Below are 14,207 nucleotides of genomic sequence, written 5' to 3'. Positions count from 1 at the left end.
CTCAAGCAAGTGTCATACTCTGTGTTTCTGCGGTTTAAAAGTAGTTTGTCTAACCAATAATCATTGATTTTTGTCAATGCGTAAGTCCTAAAATATTTTTATATATTCCATAGTTTTCTGGGTCATAGCAGCAAAAAATTATTCTTTGTGGACGGCCATTCTTTTGTAGCTGTTCATTGCATATTTTCACTGCTACCTCAGCTGCTAAAATTTTAGGATATTTATAAATGCCAGTACTAATGCAAGGAAATGCCAAACTATTAAACTTTTTATCTGCGGCAATTTGCATACATTTATAATAACACTGAGCTAGAAGTTCGGGTTCTCCGTGATTACCTCCTCGCCATACTGGGCCTACAGTATGAATGATGAAGCTTGCAGGCAAGCGATATCCTTTGGTTAGTTTAGCATCGCCAATTTTACATCCTCCAAGTGACCTACACTCATCAACTAGATCCGATCCAGATGCCTTGTGTATCGCTCCATCTACACCACTACCCCCAAGCAAACTAGTATTTGCAGCATTGACGATGGCATCAACTTTTAACGTTGTGATATCACCCAAAATCACTTCCATAAAACAATTAAGTGTAATCAAGACTAATTTACATACTACGATTTTAGTATAAAATACTATACAGTTTGAGCTTCAAGCTTAACGATCAGTCTGCTTAAGGTGATGAGCGATCGCTTGCTTTTTCCTGATTTATTCAATCATTTTTTGTCTACTTTATCAATGCATAAGTTATGATTGATTCATTTATATAAGTATCTCGGCAAAGAATTATGAATTATTTAACTTGGCTCATTTAAATAGGATAAATATGTATTTGCCCAAATTGCAGCTTGAGTGCGATCGCGCAAATTCAACCTGTTTAAAATATTCGTAACATGATTTTTTACTGTCCCTTCAGAAATGTAGAGTTCCTGAGCGATTTCTCGGTTACTAGCGCCTGTAGCAATTAACTGCAAAACCTCTTTTTCTCTAGGAGTAAGTTCAGCTAAACTAGATGGTATAGGCAGTGAATGAGTTGGTGCAACATGAGAAAATTGAGTCAACAGCTTTTTAACTATACCTGGGCCTAATTGCGTATATCCTTTATGAACGGCACGAATAGCAACAGCTAATTCTTCTGATGGTGTATCTTTTAATAAATAACCCATCGCCCCATTTTTTAAAGCTGCTGACACATATTCATCATCATCAAAAGTTGTTAGTACTAAAATCTTAGTTTTAGCAAAACGTTTTTGAATTTCCTGCGTGGCTGCAACTCCATCCATAATCGGCATTCTGATATCTAGCAATATTACATCTGGCTGAAATTTGGCAACAGAGTTAATCGCTTGTTCGCCGTTTTCTGCTTCTCCAACTATTTCTAAATCTGGTTCTAGTTCCAATAATGTTCTTAATCCTTGACGAATTAAACTTTGGTCATCTACCAGCAATACTTTTATCATTATCTTAACCTTGTTAAGGGAATATTAACTGTAATTTTGCAACCAGAGCCAAGAGCGCTATTAATATTAAACTTACCTCCAAGTGCTAAAGTGCGATCGCGCATACTATGAAGTCCAAAACCGGTAGTATTTTGCCCTACATCAAAACCTTTACCATTATCCTGAATTATCAATCGCAAATTGCCTTTTGTCGTAGTGAGTTCCAATTTAACCTCTGTGGCATAAGCATATTTAGATATATTAGTCAAAGATTCTTGAGTAATCCGGTAAATAGCAGTATTTATTTCAGGTGGCAGAGGATATTCTAGGTTGATTTGGTAAATTGGTAAAATCCCATTTGAACGATGAAAATTTTCTGAAAGACTAGCGATCGCATCTTCTAAAGATTGTTCTTGTAAAGGATTAGAACGCATAGTAGAAACAGATTGACGAACATCTTTTAGCGCCTTTGAACCTAATTCCTTTGCAGTTGTAAGAAATGTTTCAGCCTTACCTGGGTTAGATTGCCATAATTTTAAAGCAGTTTCTAATTGTAGATTTAAAGCAGTTAGAGAGTGTCCTAATGAATCATGAATTTCACGAGCAATACGGTTACGTTCTTCTAAGGTAGCTTGATTTTCAATTTGCATAGCATATTGACGGAGTTTTTCGTGAGCAAGAGCTAGCTTTTCTTGACTTTGCCGTTCAGACAAAATTGCATTCATCATCAACAACACAAAAACCAAACTTAAGCCAAATACTAGCGATGAATTCAAAATCAAAAATCGATATCGCTCTTGTGCCTGCGGCGATGCTTGAAAATTGAATAACTGATATTTTAGTTGTGTCGTAATTAAAAATAAAGCAAATGACAAAGCTGTAACGAATAAACGCCCATTTAACTGAAAAATCAGACAACTGCGAGTTACTAAAATTATATATAGAAAAGGGAAAAGTCGAGCAAATCTTTCCCCAAAAAGTCCAATTATTAAAATTAATAAAAATTCAATGGTTGTATATATTACCTTAGTTGTCTGGTTATTTCTGGGTAATCTTAAACCCATTACCGCAAAAATAATCAGACTATAAATTGATAGTTCTGGCAATATGCTACAAACTGACAAGTCTGGAAATGCACCACAAATTGATAGTTCTGGAGGCTTGGGACGAAAACGCCGTAACGGAGGTGGTATAACGGCTGTCAATGCGGTGATCGCCAGTAATGTCCACTGTAGATAAAGCAGAGACGGAAAAGCATGTTTCTTAATTTCAATTGGACGGCTCATTAGTCGCATTGCTCCAGTTATAAGTTAGAAGTTAGGAATTAGAAGTTAAGAATTACGAAAATTTGAGCAGATGCTTTCACCGCTTAAGTTTTTCGCTGAGTGAGAAATCAAAAGTAAATTCAAAGAACAAAACCATTAGGTAATAAGCTAAATAATGACTTATAAAATCATCTTAATCAAAATTTCCATAATTTATAACTCCTAACTTCTAACTTCTAACTTCTAACTATTTATTCTCAATCATGTTTGTCAAAATTCAATCATGACTAAAGTCATGGGTAGAACCATGACTTTCTCCTCATGTAACTGCTGAAGATAAGTTCTTATGATGGTGGCATCCAACCAGGAAAACCCACCAGACAAGTAATGAAACTCAAAGCATTATCGCTAGTTGCTTCCGCCATCGCTCTCACTTTAACTGCAACCTCCTTTGCTGTTCACGCTCAAACAGCCTCTCCTTCACCCGTGTTACTTGCACAAACTCCACAAAAAGAAAGAGGCCCTTGGAAAGATTTGGGTCTAACAGATGCCCAAAAAGCCCAAATTCAGACGATTCGCCGCGATAGCCGCACCAAATTTGAAGCAGTTTTGACCCCAGAACAAAAAGCAAAATTACAGGCAGCGAAACAAGCACGTCGGGCTGAATGGCAAGCGCGTAAAGCTCAGGGGGAAACAGGTCAACGGCAACCCGGTCAACGTCGAGGAAAGGGTGGTTTTGCTGACTTAAATCTAACTGAAGCACAAAAAACCCAAATGCGACAAATTCACGAGTCTGAGAAACAACAGATTCAAGCAGTCTTAACCCCGGAACAACGTCAAAAGTTAGAGCAATTCCGTCAAAATGCTCCTTCACGCCGTCAACAAGGCAATCCTCAATAATCATCTTTCAAAAAATAAGAATTCTGGGGTGGGCAGTGCCGCCCATCTCAATCGCAAAATAGATTATGATGCAAAGTTAAAAATTAATAGACTTCTTGCAGAAGATGCGGAAAGGGGAAAAACTTCATCCCCTTTCCCTTTCCCTATTTATTCCTTTGCTCAATTTAGTAGACTTTCAAGCTAGTTTTGAGTTATGAGTTAATCAAAACTCCGCTTGATTAAAATGTCAAAAGAATTCGCAATTGGTAGTAAAGTCCGTGTTGTGGCGCTACCAGCTTATGTCAAAACTGCTGAACCTATGCCCATGCTGCGCCCCCCTAATGTAATTCACATGGGCGAAGAAGGTATAGTTATTGACCGCAGACCCGGTGGATATTGGGGTATTCGCTTTGCTAGGGGGGCTTTTCTCCTAGATAGTCAATACATCGAAAGCACAGATACTCCTGCCGAATCTCACTTAGAATGAGATTTATCGCAACCAAGAATTGTAAACTTGTGTAAAGTTGTGATTCTGGTTTACACTATGATTTCCCGCCGCATTTTTTTAAGCATATTATTTGCCAGCTGTATTTCTGTCATCAGCTGGCTGAATTTTACCCCTACTGCTAATGCTCTTGGTGGTAAACTTCCGGCAATTAATCAACCCGCACCAGAGTTTACTTTGCCAACCAATACAGGTGATGGCAAAATTTCCCTCTCTGACTTGCGCGGTAAATGGCTAGTGCTGTACTTTTATCCAAAAGACTTCACCTCTGGTTGTACTATAGAGGCTCGTCGTTTTCAGCAAGACTTACCCCAATACCTCGAAAAAGACGCTCAGATTATTGGCGTCAGTGCTGATGACATTGATTCCCACGCCAAATTTTGTGATTCAGAGGGACTAAAATTCCCTCTGTTGGCAGACACTGATGGTTCAGTGAGCAAAGCTTACGGTTCATGGCTCGGCTTTTTATCTATGCGCCATAGTTTCATCATCGATCCTCAAGGTGTCTTGCGCGAGACTTTTGTCAAAGTCAATCCAACTATTCACAGTTCAGAAGTGCTAGCACGACTAGAAAAATTACAGTCCACAGCTTCTTAAATGATTAGCCTAAGTTAGGGATTTGTCTCCTTGGCTTAGGCTAACAATAATTAAGCGGTTAATTCAAAATTAGCTACTGGAAGAACTTGCATACATCTAAATTATCCCCCTTAAAGGCTATTCATTACTTGGATCTTTCTTAAAATTTGTGAGAGCGATCGCTAAAGAAATAGAGTGATTATTTTTTATTTTCTTCGCGCACAATAAACCCATATTTTCTGAGTACAGTTTTGACTTCACTGCCAGATAGAAACTGAACAAATTCCTTGGCAGCAGTAGGATTTTTACTGCTTTTAATTATTGCTACTGGATAGACAATTGGGGAGTGAAATTTATCATCAGCAGCGACTACGACTTTTACCTTGTTAGAAATTTTGGCATCAGTGGCATAAACTAAACCTGCTTCGGCATTACCACTTTCTACTGCTGCCAAAACTTGACGCACATTGTTAGCAAAAACTAATTTCGACTTGAGGCGATCATAAATTTTCAATTTCTTTAAGACTTGCTCGCCATATTGACCGGCGGGTACGCTTCTGGGTTCACCGATCGCAATTTTTTTAATCTTACTATCTGTTAAATTGTAGAAGCTACTGATACCAACAACATCCTGAGCCACAATCAAGACTAGACGGTTATTTGCCAGGTTAGTACGGCTACCTGGTAGCAACAGTCCTTTTTGTTCCAAAGCATCCACTTGCTTTTTGCCAGCAGAAATAAAGATATCCGCTGGCGCACCTTGCTCAATCTGTTGCTGCAAGGCACCAGAGGCCCCAAAATTATAACTAATATTGATATTTGATTTACTTTGTTGGTACAAAGGCTTAATTTCTTCCAGTGCCTCTTTTAAGCTGGCAGCTGCGGACACGAGTATGCTGGTGTTCGACTGTGCTATTACAGGAGAAGGAGTAAACAACGGTAAACCAATTGCTAGCAGTAAGCCAGCGATCGCTATACCCAGGAAGCCAAAAATTTGTCTTCTTTTCATAGAAAAGGCGTTTGAAAGGTTTTTTCCATAAAATTGATGCTAGGTAAAATAGTACCAAAAATACCAACATTTGACCAACTAAAGCGGTAAAAAATATGCCTAGAAAAGAACAAGGGTGGGTCACATTCCAAACCTCAGAAGAGGAGCGAAAGATTTTGGAAGAGTTTTGTGACCAGTCTCAGCGAACTAAGACCGAGATTCTTCGGGAACTGGTACGTGGTCTAAATCAACACTCTTCACCATCAAACTTGCTACCATCCATAAACACAGAAGAGGAAGATATATACACTCAAATGCCTGAGATAGAAATTAGTCTTCAAAAGAAACCACTCAAAGTTAGCTCTCGCAATATTCTCAAGGGTGTTGTTAAGCGAGTTGTTACTGGAGCCGTTAATAGTGAAGTAACGCTGGAGATTGTTCACAAAGTTGAGTTAACTTCAATTATCACCAGAGTATCGGTAGAAGAGTTGGATTTGTCTGAAGGGAAAGAAGCTTATGCTGTTATTAAGTCCAATGATATAGTTATTGCCAGGGAATAGGCTGTGGTGATGTCCTTCAATCATTGCTTTGGCGTAGGTGTAGACATCGCTATTCACTCAAGAGAAACGATCAAAATGTTCTCACGAATGATTCGCAGTTGCTGTAAAAATTGCTTAATGCTACGCAAATAAATTTATAGTTCGCTAGATAATTAAGTAGGTAAACCGGGCTACGAAAAGATTTCGCAGCCCTTGTTTACTACTCTGTAGCTTATGAAAGCGCTGGTACTGCTTCCAACTTCTCAGCTTTGTTCTTCAATACGGTTGGTAGCTCGCTATTGAACGCCTCACCTTCAACCACTTGCGATCGGAAACCATCGGGCCCAACTGGAACATCGCCCGTGATGGTGGTGCGATAGAGGACGCGCTCGACTTCCAGATGATCCAAGTCTTGAGGGGCTAAATGGGAGGTAGCGCGGTTGTCCCAGAACGCAATGTCACCGTTATTCCAGCGGAAGCGGGTAGTGTAGGCGGGCTTGGTGATCTGGTTGAAGAACAACTCAAGCAGCAGATCACTCTCTTGTCGTGATACGTCAATAATGTGCGAGGTGAAGCCAGGGTTCACGTACAATGCGCGTTCACCAGTCTCAGGATGAACCCTTACTACTGGGTGGATTGAAACCAGGGGATTGGCTGCAATGCGCTGGGCAATCTTGCTGTTGCTGGGGAAATTCAAACGCGCATTGAAACGATGTTCGGCTTTTAATGTGTCTGCCAAGGCTCGCAGGGGTGCTGATAGACCCTCATAGGCTGCAACTAGATTTGTCCATTGTGTGTCACCACCGAAGCTAGGGACATTAACCGCACGCAAAATTGACGCCGCAGGTGGGTTGACAACTGCTGTGACATCGGTGTGCCAACGGCTCTCGTAGCTGGAACGGCGCAGACCATTGCGCCGCTCGTAACGGCTGCGGTCAATGGGCTGGATTTCTGAGAAGCCTTCAATTGGCTCATCTTCGTGGGGATGTGCGTAAGTCACTTCGCCGAAACGAGCCGTGAATGCAATCTGTGCCGCATGATCGATGTTTTGACCGCGAAAGAATACGACTTTCCACTTCAATAGTGCTTGACGAATTTCTTTGACTGCATCATCGTGCAAAGGACGCGACAGGTCTACCCCGCTGATTTCGGCACCGATGAAACCAGCTACTTGTTTGACCTCAATGTGTTTGTTGCTCATGTAAATTCTCCACAGTTTTATCTATAGGGCGGTGTTCGCACTCGCCCGTTTACTTTAGATATGTTGCTTGCGCTTAATGGCTACATACCAAAGGAAGCGATCGCAGTTTAAATTATAAAACTATAAATCGATAGGCTTACAGTAGTATCTAAGCAATATATTTTAGACTGCTGGAACAACGGTCGATTTAGTCCAGGCAAAGGCAAGTTAAAATTCGGAACACAGATACTAAGAAGCTGCTGAAGCAAGCTACGTAATAAAATGGGTACAGAGCGAGTATTAAATTTTCGCTGCGAATGCTTTTTTTGGAACTTATGCCTACTTACTTAGTGTCTCTGTGTTGTTAGCTACTCACAAATGTATTTATAGTACTTTCATATAAACTTTATGAAATCTTTTTATTTTTAACACAAGTATTTTATTTATTGATGATTTTATACTGTAGGATGACAAAGAAACAATTGTCTTTACTATAAGTATAGTGTTGCAAAAAGCTACAAAATATTTGTTCTTTGGACATAAAAAACTTTTAATTAAAATATTTATAGACAATTTAATACTAGTGAAGAAAGAAATAATACCTTGTATTTAATTTTTAAATTAGATAAATCTTGATTTTAGTCCACTTTCCTATTCAGAAATACTAATTTGCTTTTTTCATTAGCAACACAACAGGTTAAATAACAAATTATGAGTTGCCTTTTTACCAACGTTAATTAAGGCTTTGAGGAGAAGATTACATGAAAAAGCAATTATCACAGAAATGGACTGTTTCTAAATATTGGTTACGTTTTTTAATCATCATTTTATTAGTAATAGGTGTATTTTTTCGCTTCGTCAATATTGACAAAAAACTTTATTGGGGTGATGAAGTTTTTTCATCATTACGCATATCTGGCTATACGCAGTCAGAAATGAGGAAGCAATTAAGTAATGGTCGTTTGCTCGGCATAGAAGATTTACATAAATACCAGTATGTTAATCCTGAAAAAAATGCAATTGATACAATTAAAGGAGTTATTGTAGAAGACTCGCAGATTTTGCCACTATACATCTTGATGGCCCGGTTTTGGGTGGAGTGCTTTGGTGATTCTGTAGCAGCGATCAGAAGTTTTTCAGCATTTATTAGTCTGCTGACCTTTCCTTGTCTTTATTGGCTATGTCAAGAATTATTTGAGTCTTCACTAGTAGGGTGGATAGCCATCGGATTGGTAGCCGTTTCACCTATTCATATCGTGTACGCACAAGAAGCGCGATCGTACAGTTTATGGATAGTAACCATCTTAATATCGAGCGTAGCACTGCTACGAGCTATGCGCCTTAAAACAAAGGTTAGTTGGTGTATATATGCAGCAACATTATTATTCGGATTTTATACTCATCTATTTTTTACTTTGGTTGCTTTTGCACAGGGAATTTATGTACTTGCAATCGAACGCTTCCGATTGAGTAAAACATCGATTTATTTCCTGTTATCATTGCTTGCAGGGTTTATAACTTTTGTACCTTGGATTTGGATTATTATTACTAATCATCAGCCAGAAACAGTAGCTTGGACGAATACTAAACAAACATTATTTATGTCAGCTGCAAGATGGGCTGGTATCTTTAGTCGTACGTTTCTTGATTTAGGTATTAGCCCTAACGAGCCTGGAAAACTTAAGTTTTTCTTAATTCCTTTTATTTTAATTCTTTTAGCTCTAATCAGCTACTCAATTTATATTGTGTGTCGAAGAACCTCTAAAGAAGTTTGGTTATTTGTTTTAACCTTGATTGCATCTGTAGCGCTTCCCCTACTGATAACAGATTTCGTCTTTCTAAAGCGATATGCTACTAGTCGATATACACTTCCTTCAGTTTTAGGGATACAGTTAGCTGTTGCTTACCTATTTACCACTAGGATTGCATCTATTTCTACTAAATCTTGGCAAAAAAAGTTTTGGTCACTTGTAGCATTTATGGTAATTATGGGCGAAGTTGTATCTTGTATGGTTCATTTTCAAGCGCAGATTTGGTGGAACCAAGTCCCTGAAAAATACCAAGAATATCCTAAAATTGCTCAGATTATTAATCAAGGTAAGAAACCGCTTTTAATTAGTGATGAAGATAATATCATTCCACCACTACAAGTACTTAGTAAATTAATCGATCCCAAAGTGCAATTTCAAATTGTAGGAAAAAATCAGTTACCAGAGATTACTAATGGCTTTACTGACATATTTTTGTTCTTGTTCGAGCCGTCTGACTTTTTAAAAGCTGGAGTTGAAAAAGTTTATAACTCAAAGTTACAGCAGGTAGACGATTCTCTCTGGAAAATAACAAAACCTAGTTAAATCAAAGATACAGGCACATCTAGCGGTTAGGAGACTCAAAGATGGAAACTAAAAGCAGACAGTTGGCATTTGAATATCGCTTGTCGGTTAAAAATTAATATCAATTAGCCTTATAAGTGACACAGTTAGAGCAAAAATATACTTTAATTAAACAAATAATTTAAGTATATACTTGTACTGCTGCTGCTTATGTCATCGCCCCTTGAGCGCCCGCTAAAAATTGAAATCAGACTGCCATCTTCCCATCCTCAATTATTAGAAGGACTGGATATATGGTTGCGTTTAGGTCTAATATCTGATGCCCAAGTCAGGCAGTTATGCCGAGAGTTTCTAGTGTGTGCGGTAGTATTGCAACCCCAGGCTGAAGCCAAAACAAAGGTAGTATTTGCAACTTCCGATCCCGTGCAGCAGTTGCCCATAGCAGCTTTACAATCTAGTAGCGGTAAACAACCACAACAAAAACCAGCTAAACCCAACTTTATCAGCACAATGTTGCAGTCCTTGGGGGCAGAACTGAGTGTGCGTTGGCTACTTTTTCTAGGGGTTTTCCTGGTAGTGGTATCCTCTGGGGTACTGGCTGCTAGTCAATGGGCGAGGTTTCCCGCTTCTGGACAGTACGGGGTTTTATTTGCTTATACTTTGAGTTTTTGGGGATTAAGCTTTTGGGCGACTAGGCAAAATAACCTCAGATTGACGGCTCAGACATTACTGATTGCCACTCTTTTGTTAGTGCCAGTGAATTTTTGGGCAATGGATAGCTTTCGGTTGTGGCAAAATCCTGTGGATTGGATTGTAGTTGCGATCGCCTGTCCTACCCTGACTGCTATAACTGTTTTACTCTCCAAAAATCGGACTATTTTTACTAATTTACATACTGGCAAATTACCTCTGGTAAATATTCTGGGGCTAAGTTATCTGCATTGGGGTTGGCAATTAAGAGGATTTCCTTTAATTGCTGTTTATCTGGCAATCATCGGCACAACTATTATTACCATTTATCATCATTACCAACAGCCTCATCCTGTTAGTGAGAAAGATTGGGGCGATCGCCGTCGGTTAAGTATTAGTTTACCTGCCGCTGTGATTATTTATGCTTTGCTCGTGATGCTAGTGCGGGCGATTTTTGTTGCCAGGATAGATGCCACACAATTGGGGTTAGCTATTGGCATTTGTGGCTGGTTGGTGACTTGGTTAGCAGAGCAAGGGGAAAGGGTAGGAGGATCAGCGGGAGGAGAAAAAGGGGGAGCAGAAGAAGTAACAGTAATATTCTCCTCATCCCCCTCATTCCTCTTACTCTGGGAAAGACTCGGTGGCATTTTACTCTTTTTGGGTTGGGTGGTATCGGTAGAAAATTATCCTTGGCAAGCAATAGCTGTAAGTGGTTTGGGTTTGTGGTTTGTGGGGAGTCGCTTGTGGCGGTACAGTTTAAAGCGAGACTTTGCAGCAGTTTTTTTCATCGGCTTAGAGACGATTTGGCTAGGTTGGCGATTAGTACCTGATAACTTACAGAAATTCGCCATCGCAACTAGTACCCAACTCACCAATTCTCAAAATGAACCTTGGGCTTTACTGGGTATAGCTTTATTTCCCTACGTAATTTTGATGGTGGCGCTTACAGATAGTTTGTATGGCAGCCAAAAGCGAGAATTAGCTAAATTTGGCGAACTGCTTACCCTGCTATTTGGAACTCTTTTAACAACCATCGCTCTAGTAAATCCCACATTGCGATCGCTAAATCTGCTATTTTCTACCGCCACTCTCGCATTCGTTACTCAACGCCGCTCCCCCTCATCTCTTCCCCTGGTATACCTAACTCACATCATGGGGGTGCTGACGTTTTGCTTTACCATTAATTGGTTATTCCCCAGCCTGACTCAACAAGCCTGGGCAAGTATTTTATTGGCTCTGATGGTTGCAGAATGGCGATTTAGCTTAGAGGAAGGACTATGGCAACGTAGTGCATGGGATATCGGTTTAGGATTAGCCGCAGCGAGTTTTTTCCTCTTGTGGATGAATGCAGAATCATCTTGGTATGGCATCGCTGATAACCGATCTGATTGGGGAGTTTTATGGCTAGTTACGCCTTTAGCTCTGACGGGTGTTGCCAATAGCACAATTATAGAGCGGCGGCTTACTAGCCGTTACTTAAGTGTCTTGGCTGTGATAATTGCCCAGCTAGTGACTTTACAACTACCAGGAATGAGATTAATCGGTTTGGCTGTAGGTGCTGGATTGATGTTTGCAAATACGCGCTATTTGCGAAATCAAGTATCTGCGTTAATTACAGAAGGATTTGTTTTAAGTTTCATTGGGGTGCTGCTGTGGACGGGTGTGCCTGGTTTACCTCGCCTAGCGGTAGCAGGTTGGTTTGTTGCTGGAGCGATCGCCACTCTCAGTTTATGGTTAGCACGGACTATTTTGAATCGACGCGGTAACGAATTAGCAGTTATCTATGCAGCCGCTAGTGATAAATGGGCGATCGCATTGTGTAGTGTTGAATTGTTAGGTTTGACGCTGCACTCAGTGCTGATTTACCAAGGGTTTACTACTTCGGGATTTTTATTCTTAATTGCCACTGCGATCGCCTTGGCAGCTATTGTTTATCGCAGTTGGCGAGAACCGACAAATTGGGCATTTTATGGGATTGGTTGGTGTTTGGAATTGTTGATTACCCAAGTGCTAGGGTTAGGGGAACGCTCAATTGTGAGAATTGCAATTGCAAACATCGCCTTGGGTTTAATTACTCAACTTGTCGGCGAGTGGTGGCGGCGACGACATCAATTAGAAAGGTTTCCTAGCAGCCTTTACATTTTGCCATTAATTTATGGTGCATTCAGTATATTGCTGCGTTTGGACACCTTCACCGAGTGGACAGGGTTGTATTCCTTGGGTGCAGCTTTAATTGTTATTGGCGTGGGGCGACGGCGCGAGAGCTTCAAACCCTTGCTGTATTTAGGAATTATTGGCGTATCGATTTCTGCTTATGAACTTTTGTTTTATCAAATGTCACAAGCTTCAGGAGGAGTATTAGGTGATGGATTAATTGCCATGTCTGCCCTTGGCACTAGTATCATGTATGCTTACCGCATTCTGTCACCTGGGCTTGTCAGCTACTTACGCCTAACTCCCCAAGAATTGAAAAGAATTGCCCATATTCATTGGGTTTGGAGTAGCTGTTTATTAATGGCTGCTATTACTACACCCATTGGAGTTAACCGTTTGGTGGGATTGGGAACTGGAGTATTTTTGATTCGCTATGCCATCTTTCAGGGACGAAATTCATTCACTTCCCCTAGTTTCTTCGGAGGAATTACAATCGCCGAGATGTGGGTTTACCTTGGCTTATTAGAGGTAGCCGGCATGAGGATTTATTGGCGGGAGACAGCAGTAGGGCGATTTTGGGCTGGGCCATTAGTTCCTTGGAATGGTGCGATCGCTTGTGTGGTAGCCTACTTTCTGTACATCCTACCTTGGGAAAATTGGGGTTGGTCTAAAAGACCTTGGCAGCAAGCTGCATACATCACACCTCTGATAATTTTATGGGAAACCAGACTGCAAACTTACCCCATAACCTTGATAATCGCAGCTGGATTCTATATCTTCCTTGCAAAAGTGGGTGAAAACATCCGTTTCACCTATATTAGTGTGGCGTTGATTGATTGGGCACTTTACCGTTGGTTTGATTCCTTACATTTAACTGATGATTTATGGTATGTAACACCCATTGGGTTATCACTGCTGTATATTGCTCAAGTCGATTCTCAACTGAGGCTACTAGAGTATAAAACCCCTCGCCATATTCTGAGAGTGCTAGGTAGTGGTTTAATTTGTGGATGGGCAATTTTATTTGATCAAAATGCAGCTTGGATACCGGGGATTCTCAGCCTCATCGCCATTTTTGCCGGATTAGCTTTGCGAGTGCGGGCTTTTCTCTACATTGGTACAGCCACTTTTTTAATTACTACAATCTATCAATCGGTAATTTTCAGCTTGCAGTATTCCTTTTTAAAATGGGTTGTTGGCTTGCTAGTTGGCATCTTACTAATTTATATCGCCGCCAACTTTGAAACCCGTCGCGCTCAAATAACTTCCTTAATTCGTAGCGCCATTGATGAATTTCAATCATGGGAATAGAACTAGGGATTAATCTCAGGCTTGAAGTAATTAGACAGGCGATCGCCTAAATTCAAGATACTTGTAAAATTAAGCAAGAGCGATGGCTCTGCCAAAGCCTTAGGCTAACGCATAAAAGTACAAAACAATGACACGGATTCCATTAACAGAAGCTCAACTTCGTTTACCCGAACTGATTGCAAGTCTCCAACCCGGTGAAGAAGTGCAGATTTTTTCCGGCGATGTCTACGACGGGCTATTCGGCGTCGCACTGTTGCTAGACTAATTGGCGAATTCCAACCACCCCGGAAGCCTCGCCAGCCCGGTACTGCAATTGGAACCCTAACCATCCTGTCCGAAGATGAAACCCA

12 protein-coding genes are annotated in these 14,207 nt (G+C 40.4%); 7 read left to right on the top strand and 5 right to left on the bottom strand.

The window, feature by feature from the left end; genetic code table 11:
* Nucleotides 1–73 precede the first annotated feature (73 nt).
* From HWQ58_RS37615 to HWQ58_RS37605, 3 genes are all read right to left on the bottom strand, one after another.
* On the bottom strand, nucleotides 74–577 hold the full coding sequence (locus tag HWQ58_RS37615) for an O-acetyl-ADP-ribose deacetylase (RefSeq protein ID WP_292873838.1): 504 nt from the start codon (nucleotides 575–577) through the stop codon (nucleotides 74–76).
* 218 nt (nucleotides 578–795) lie between these two features.
* Nucleotides 796–1,458, bottom strand: a complete 663-nt coding sequence (locus tag HWQ58_RS37610) for a response regulator transcription factor (protein WP_292873836.1) — start codon at nucleotides 1,456–1,458, stop codon at nucleotides 796–798.
* On the bottom strand, nucleotides 1,458–2,723 hold the full coding sequence (locus HWQ58_RS37605) for a sensor histidine kinase (RefSeq protein WP_292873834.1): 1,266 nt from the start codon (nucleotides 2,721–2,723) through the stop codon (nucleotides 1,458–1,460). Before HWQ58_RS37605 ends, HWQ58_RS37610 begins: the two co-directional genes overlap by 1 nt.
* A gap of 366 nt (nucleotides 2,724–3,089) precedes the next feature.
* Between HWQ58_RS37605 and HWQ58_RS37600 the strand changes: the two genes are divergently transcribed.
* The 3 genes from HWQ58_RS37600 (at nucleotide 3,090) to HWQ58_RS37590 (ending at nucleotide 4,683) form a co-directional block, all read left to right on the top strand.
* Nucleotides 3,090–3,602 (top strand): P pilus assembly/Cpx signaling pathway, periplasmic inhibitor/zinc-resistance associated protein, encoded by a 513-nt coding sequence (locus tag HWQ58_RS37600; RefSeq protein WP_292873832.1) that lies wholly within the window; start codon nucleotides 3,090–3,092, stop codon nucleotides 3,600–3,602.
* 223 nt (nucleotides 3,603–3,825) lie between these two features.
* Nucleotides 3,826–4,068 (top strand): regulatory protein SipA, encoded by a 243-nt coding sequence (gene sipA / locus HWQ58_RS37595; protein ID WP_292873830.1) that lies wholly within the window; start codon nucleotides 3,826–3,828, stop codon nucleotides 4,066–4,068.
* A 57-nt stretch (nucleotides 4,069–4,125) separates the two neighbouring features.
* Complete coding sequence (locus HWQ58_RS37590; protein ID WP_292873951.1) at nucleotides 4,126–4,683, top strand: peroxiredoxin; 558 nt, start codon at nucleotides 4,126–4,128, stop codon at nucleotides 4,681–4,683.
* A gap of 178 nt (nucleotides 4,684–4,861) precedes the next feature.
* Here the strand turns inward: HWQ58_RS37590 and modA are convergent, their stop codons facing one another.
* The gene (modA, locus tag HWQ58_RS37585) at nucleotides 4,862–5,671 is read right to left on the bottom strand and encodes a molybdate ABC transporter substrate-binding protein (protein WP_292873828.1); all 810 of its coding nucleotides are present in this window, start codon (nucleotides 5,669–5,671) and stop codon (nucleotides 4,862–4,864) included.
* A gap of 95 nt (nucleotides 5,672–5,766) precedes the next feature.
* Here modA and HWQ58_RS37580 point away from each other — a divergent pair, with 95 nt between their 5' ends.
* Nucleotides 5,767–6,210, top strand: a complete 444-nt coding sequence (locus tag HWQ58_RS37580; protein ID WP_292873826.1) for a molybdopterin-binding protein — start codon at nucleotides 5,767–5,769, stop codon at nucleotides 6,208–6,210.
* A gap of 211 nt (nucleotides 6,211–6,421) precedes the next feature.
* Here HWQ58_RS37580 and HWQ58_RS37575 read toward each other — a convergent pair whose 3' ends face one another.
* Nucleotides 6,422–7,390, bottom strand: coding sequence for a TauD/TfdA family dioxygenase (locus HWQ58_RS37575; protein WP_292873825.1), 969 nt, complete (start codon nucleotides 7,388–7,390; stop codon nucleotides 6,422–6,424).
* Nucleotides 7,391–8,130: 740 nt separating this feature from the next.
* On the opposite strand from HWQ58_RS37575, the gene HWQ58_RS37570 reads away from it, so the two are divergent.
* The 3 genes from HWQ58_RS37570 to HWQ58_RS37560 all read left to right on the top strand — a co-directional run bounded on the left by HWQ58_RS37570 (nucleotide 8,131) and on the right by HWQ58_RS37560 (nucleotide 14,122).
* Nucleotides 8,131–9,723, top strand: a complete 1,593-nt coding sequence (locus HWQ58_RS37570) for a glycosyltransferase family 39 protein (RefSeq protein ID WP_292873824.1) — start codon at nucleotides 8,131–8,133, stop codon at nucleotides 9,721–9,723.
* Between the two features lie 189 nt (nucleotides 9,724–9,912).
* Nucleotides 9,913–13,857 (top strand): DUF2157 domain-containing protein, encoded by a 3,945-nt coding sequence (locus HWQ58_RS37565; RefSeq protein WP_292873823.1) that lies wholly within the window; start codon nucleotides 9,913–9,915, stop codon nucleotides 13,855–13,857.
* Between the two features lie 127 nt (nucleotides 13,858–13,984).
* Nucleotides 13,985–14,122: a hypothetical protein gene (locus HWQ58_RS37560; protein ID WP_292873822.1), complete on the top strand. Its 138-nt coding sequence runs from the start codon at nucleotides 13,985–13,987 to the stop codon at nucleotides 14,120–14,122.
* Nucleotides 14,123–14,207 lie beyond the last annotated feature (85 nt).

The sequence above is a fragment of the Nostoc sp. LPT genome (assembly GCF_017115165.1).
Taxonomy (GTDB): Bacteria; Cyanobacteriota; Cyanobacteriia; order Cyanobacteriales; family Nostocaceae; genus Nostoc.
The sequence above is the reverse complement of the archived record's forward strand: the minus strand, read 5'-3'. Positions and strand labels throughout refer to the sequence as shown.

What these genes read in the sequence shown, in the direction of transcription:
- HWQ58_RS37615 (WP_292873838.1), bottom strand. Translation starts at nt 577, where the DNA reads ATGGAAGTGATTTTGGGTGATATCACAACGTTAAAAGTTGATGCCATC.
- HWQ58_RS37610 (WP_292873836.1), bottom strand. Translation starts at nt 1,458, where the DNA reads ATGATAAAAGTATTGCTGGTAGATGACCAAAGTTTAATTCGTCAAGGA.
- HWQ58_RS37605 (WP_292873834.1), bottom strand. Translation starts at nt 2,723, where the DNA reads ATGAGCCGTCCAATTGAAATTAAGAAACATGCTTTTCCGTCTCTGCTT.
- HWQ58_RS37600 (WP_292873832.1), top strand. Translation starts at nt 3,090, where the DNA reads ATGAAACTCAAAGCATTATCGCTAGTTGCTTCCGCCATCGCTCTCACT.
- sipA (WP_292873830.1), top strand. Translation starts at nt 3,826, where the DNA reads ATGTCAAAAGAATTCGCAATTGGTAGTAAAGTCCGTGTTGTGGCGCTA.
- HWQ58_RS37590 (WP_292873951.1), top strand. Translation starts at nt 4,126, where the DNA reads ATGATTTCCCGCCGCATTTTTTTAAGCATATTATTTGCCAGCTGTATT.
- modA (WP_292873828.1), bottom strand. Translation starts at nt 5,671, where the DNA reads ATGAAAAGAAGACAAATTTTTGGCTTCCTGGGTATAGCGATCGCTGGC.
- HWQ58_RS37580 (WP_292873826.1), top strand. Translation starts at nt 5,767, where the DNA reads ATGCCTAGAAAAGAACAAGGGTGGGTCACATTCCAAACCTCAGAAGAG.
- HWQ58_RS37575 (WP_292873825.1), bottom strand. Translation starts at nt 7,390, where the DNA reads ATGAGCAACAAACACATTGAGGTCAAACAAGTAGCTGGTTTCATCGGT.
- HWQ58_RS37570 (WP_292873824.1), top strand. Translation starts at nt 8,131, where the DNA reads ATGAAAAAGCAATTATCACAGAAATGGACTGTTTCTAAATATTGGTTA.
- HWQ58_RS37565 (WP_292873823.1), top strand. Translation starts at nt 9,913, where the DNA reads ATGTCATCGCCCCTTGAGCGCCCGCTAAAAATTGAAATCAGACTGCCA.
- HWQ58_RS37560 (WP_292873822.1), top strand. Translation starts at nt 13,985, where the DNA reads ATGACACGGATTCCATTAACAGAAGCTCAACTTCGTTTACCCGAACTG.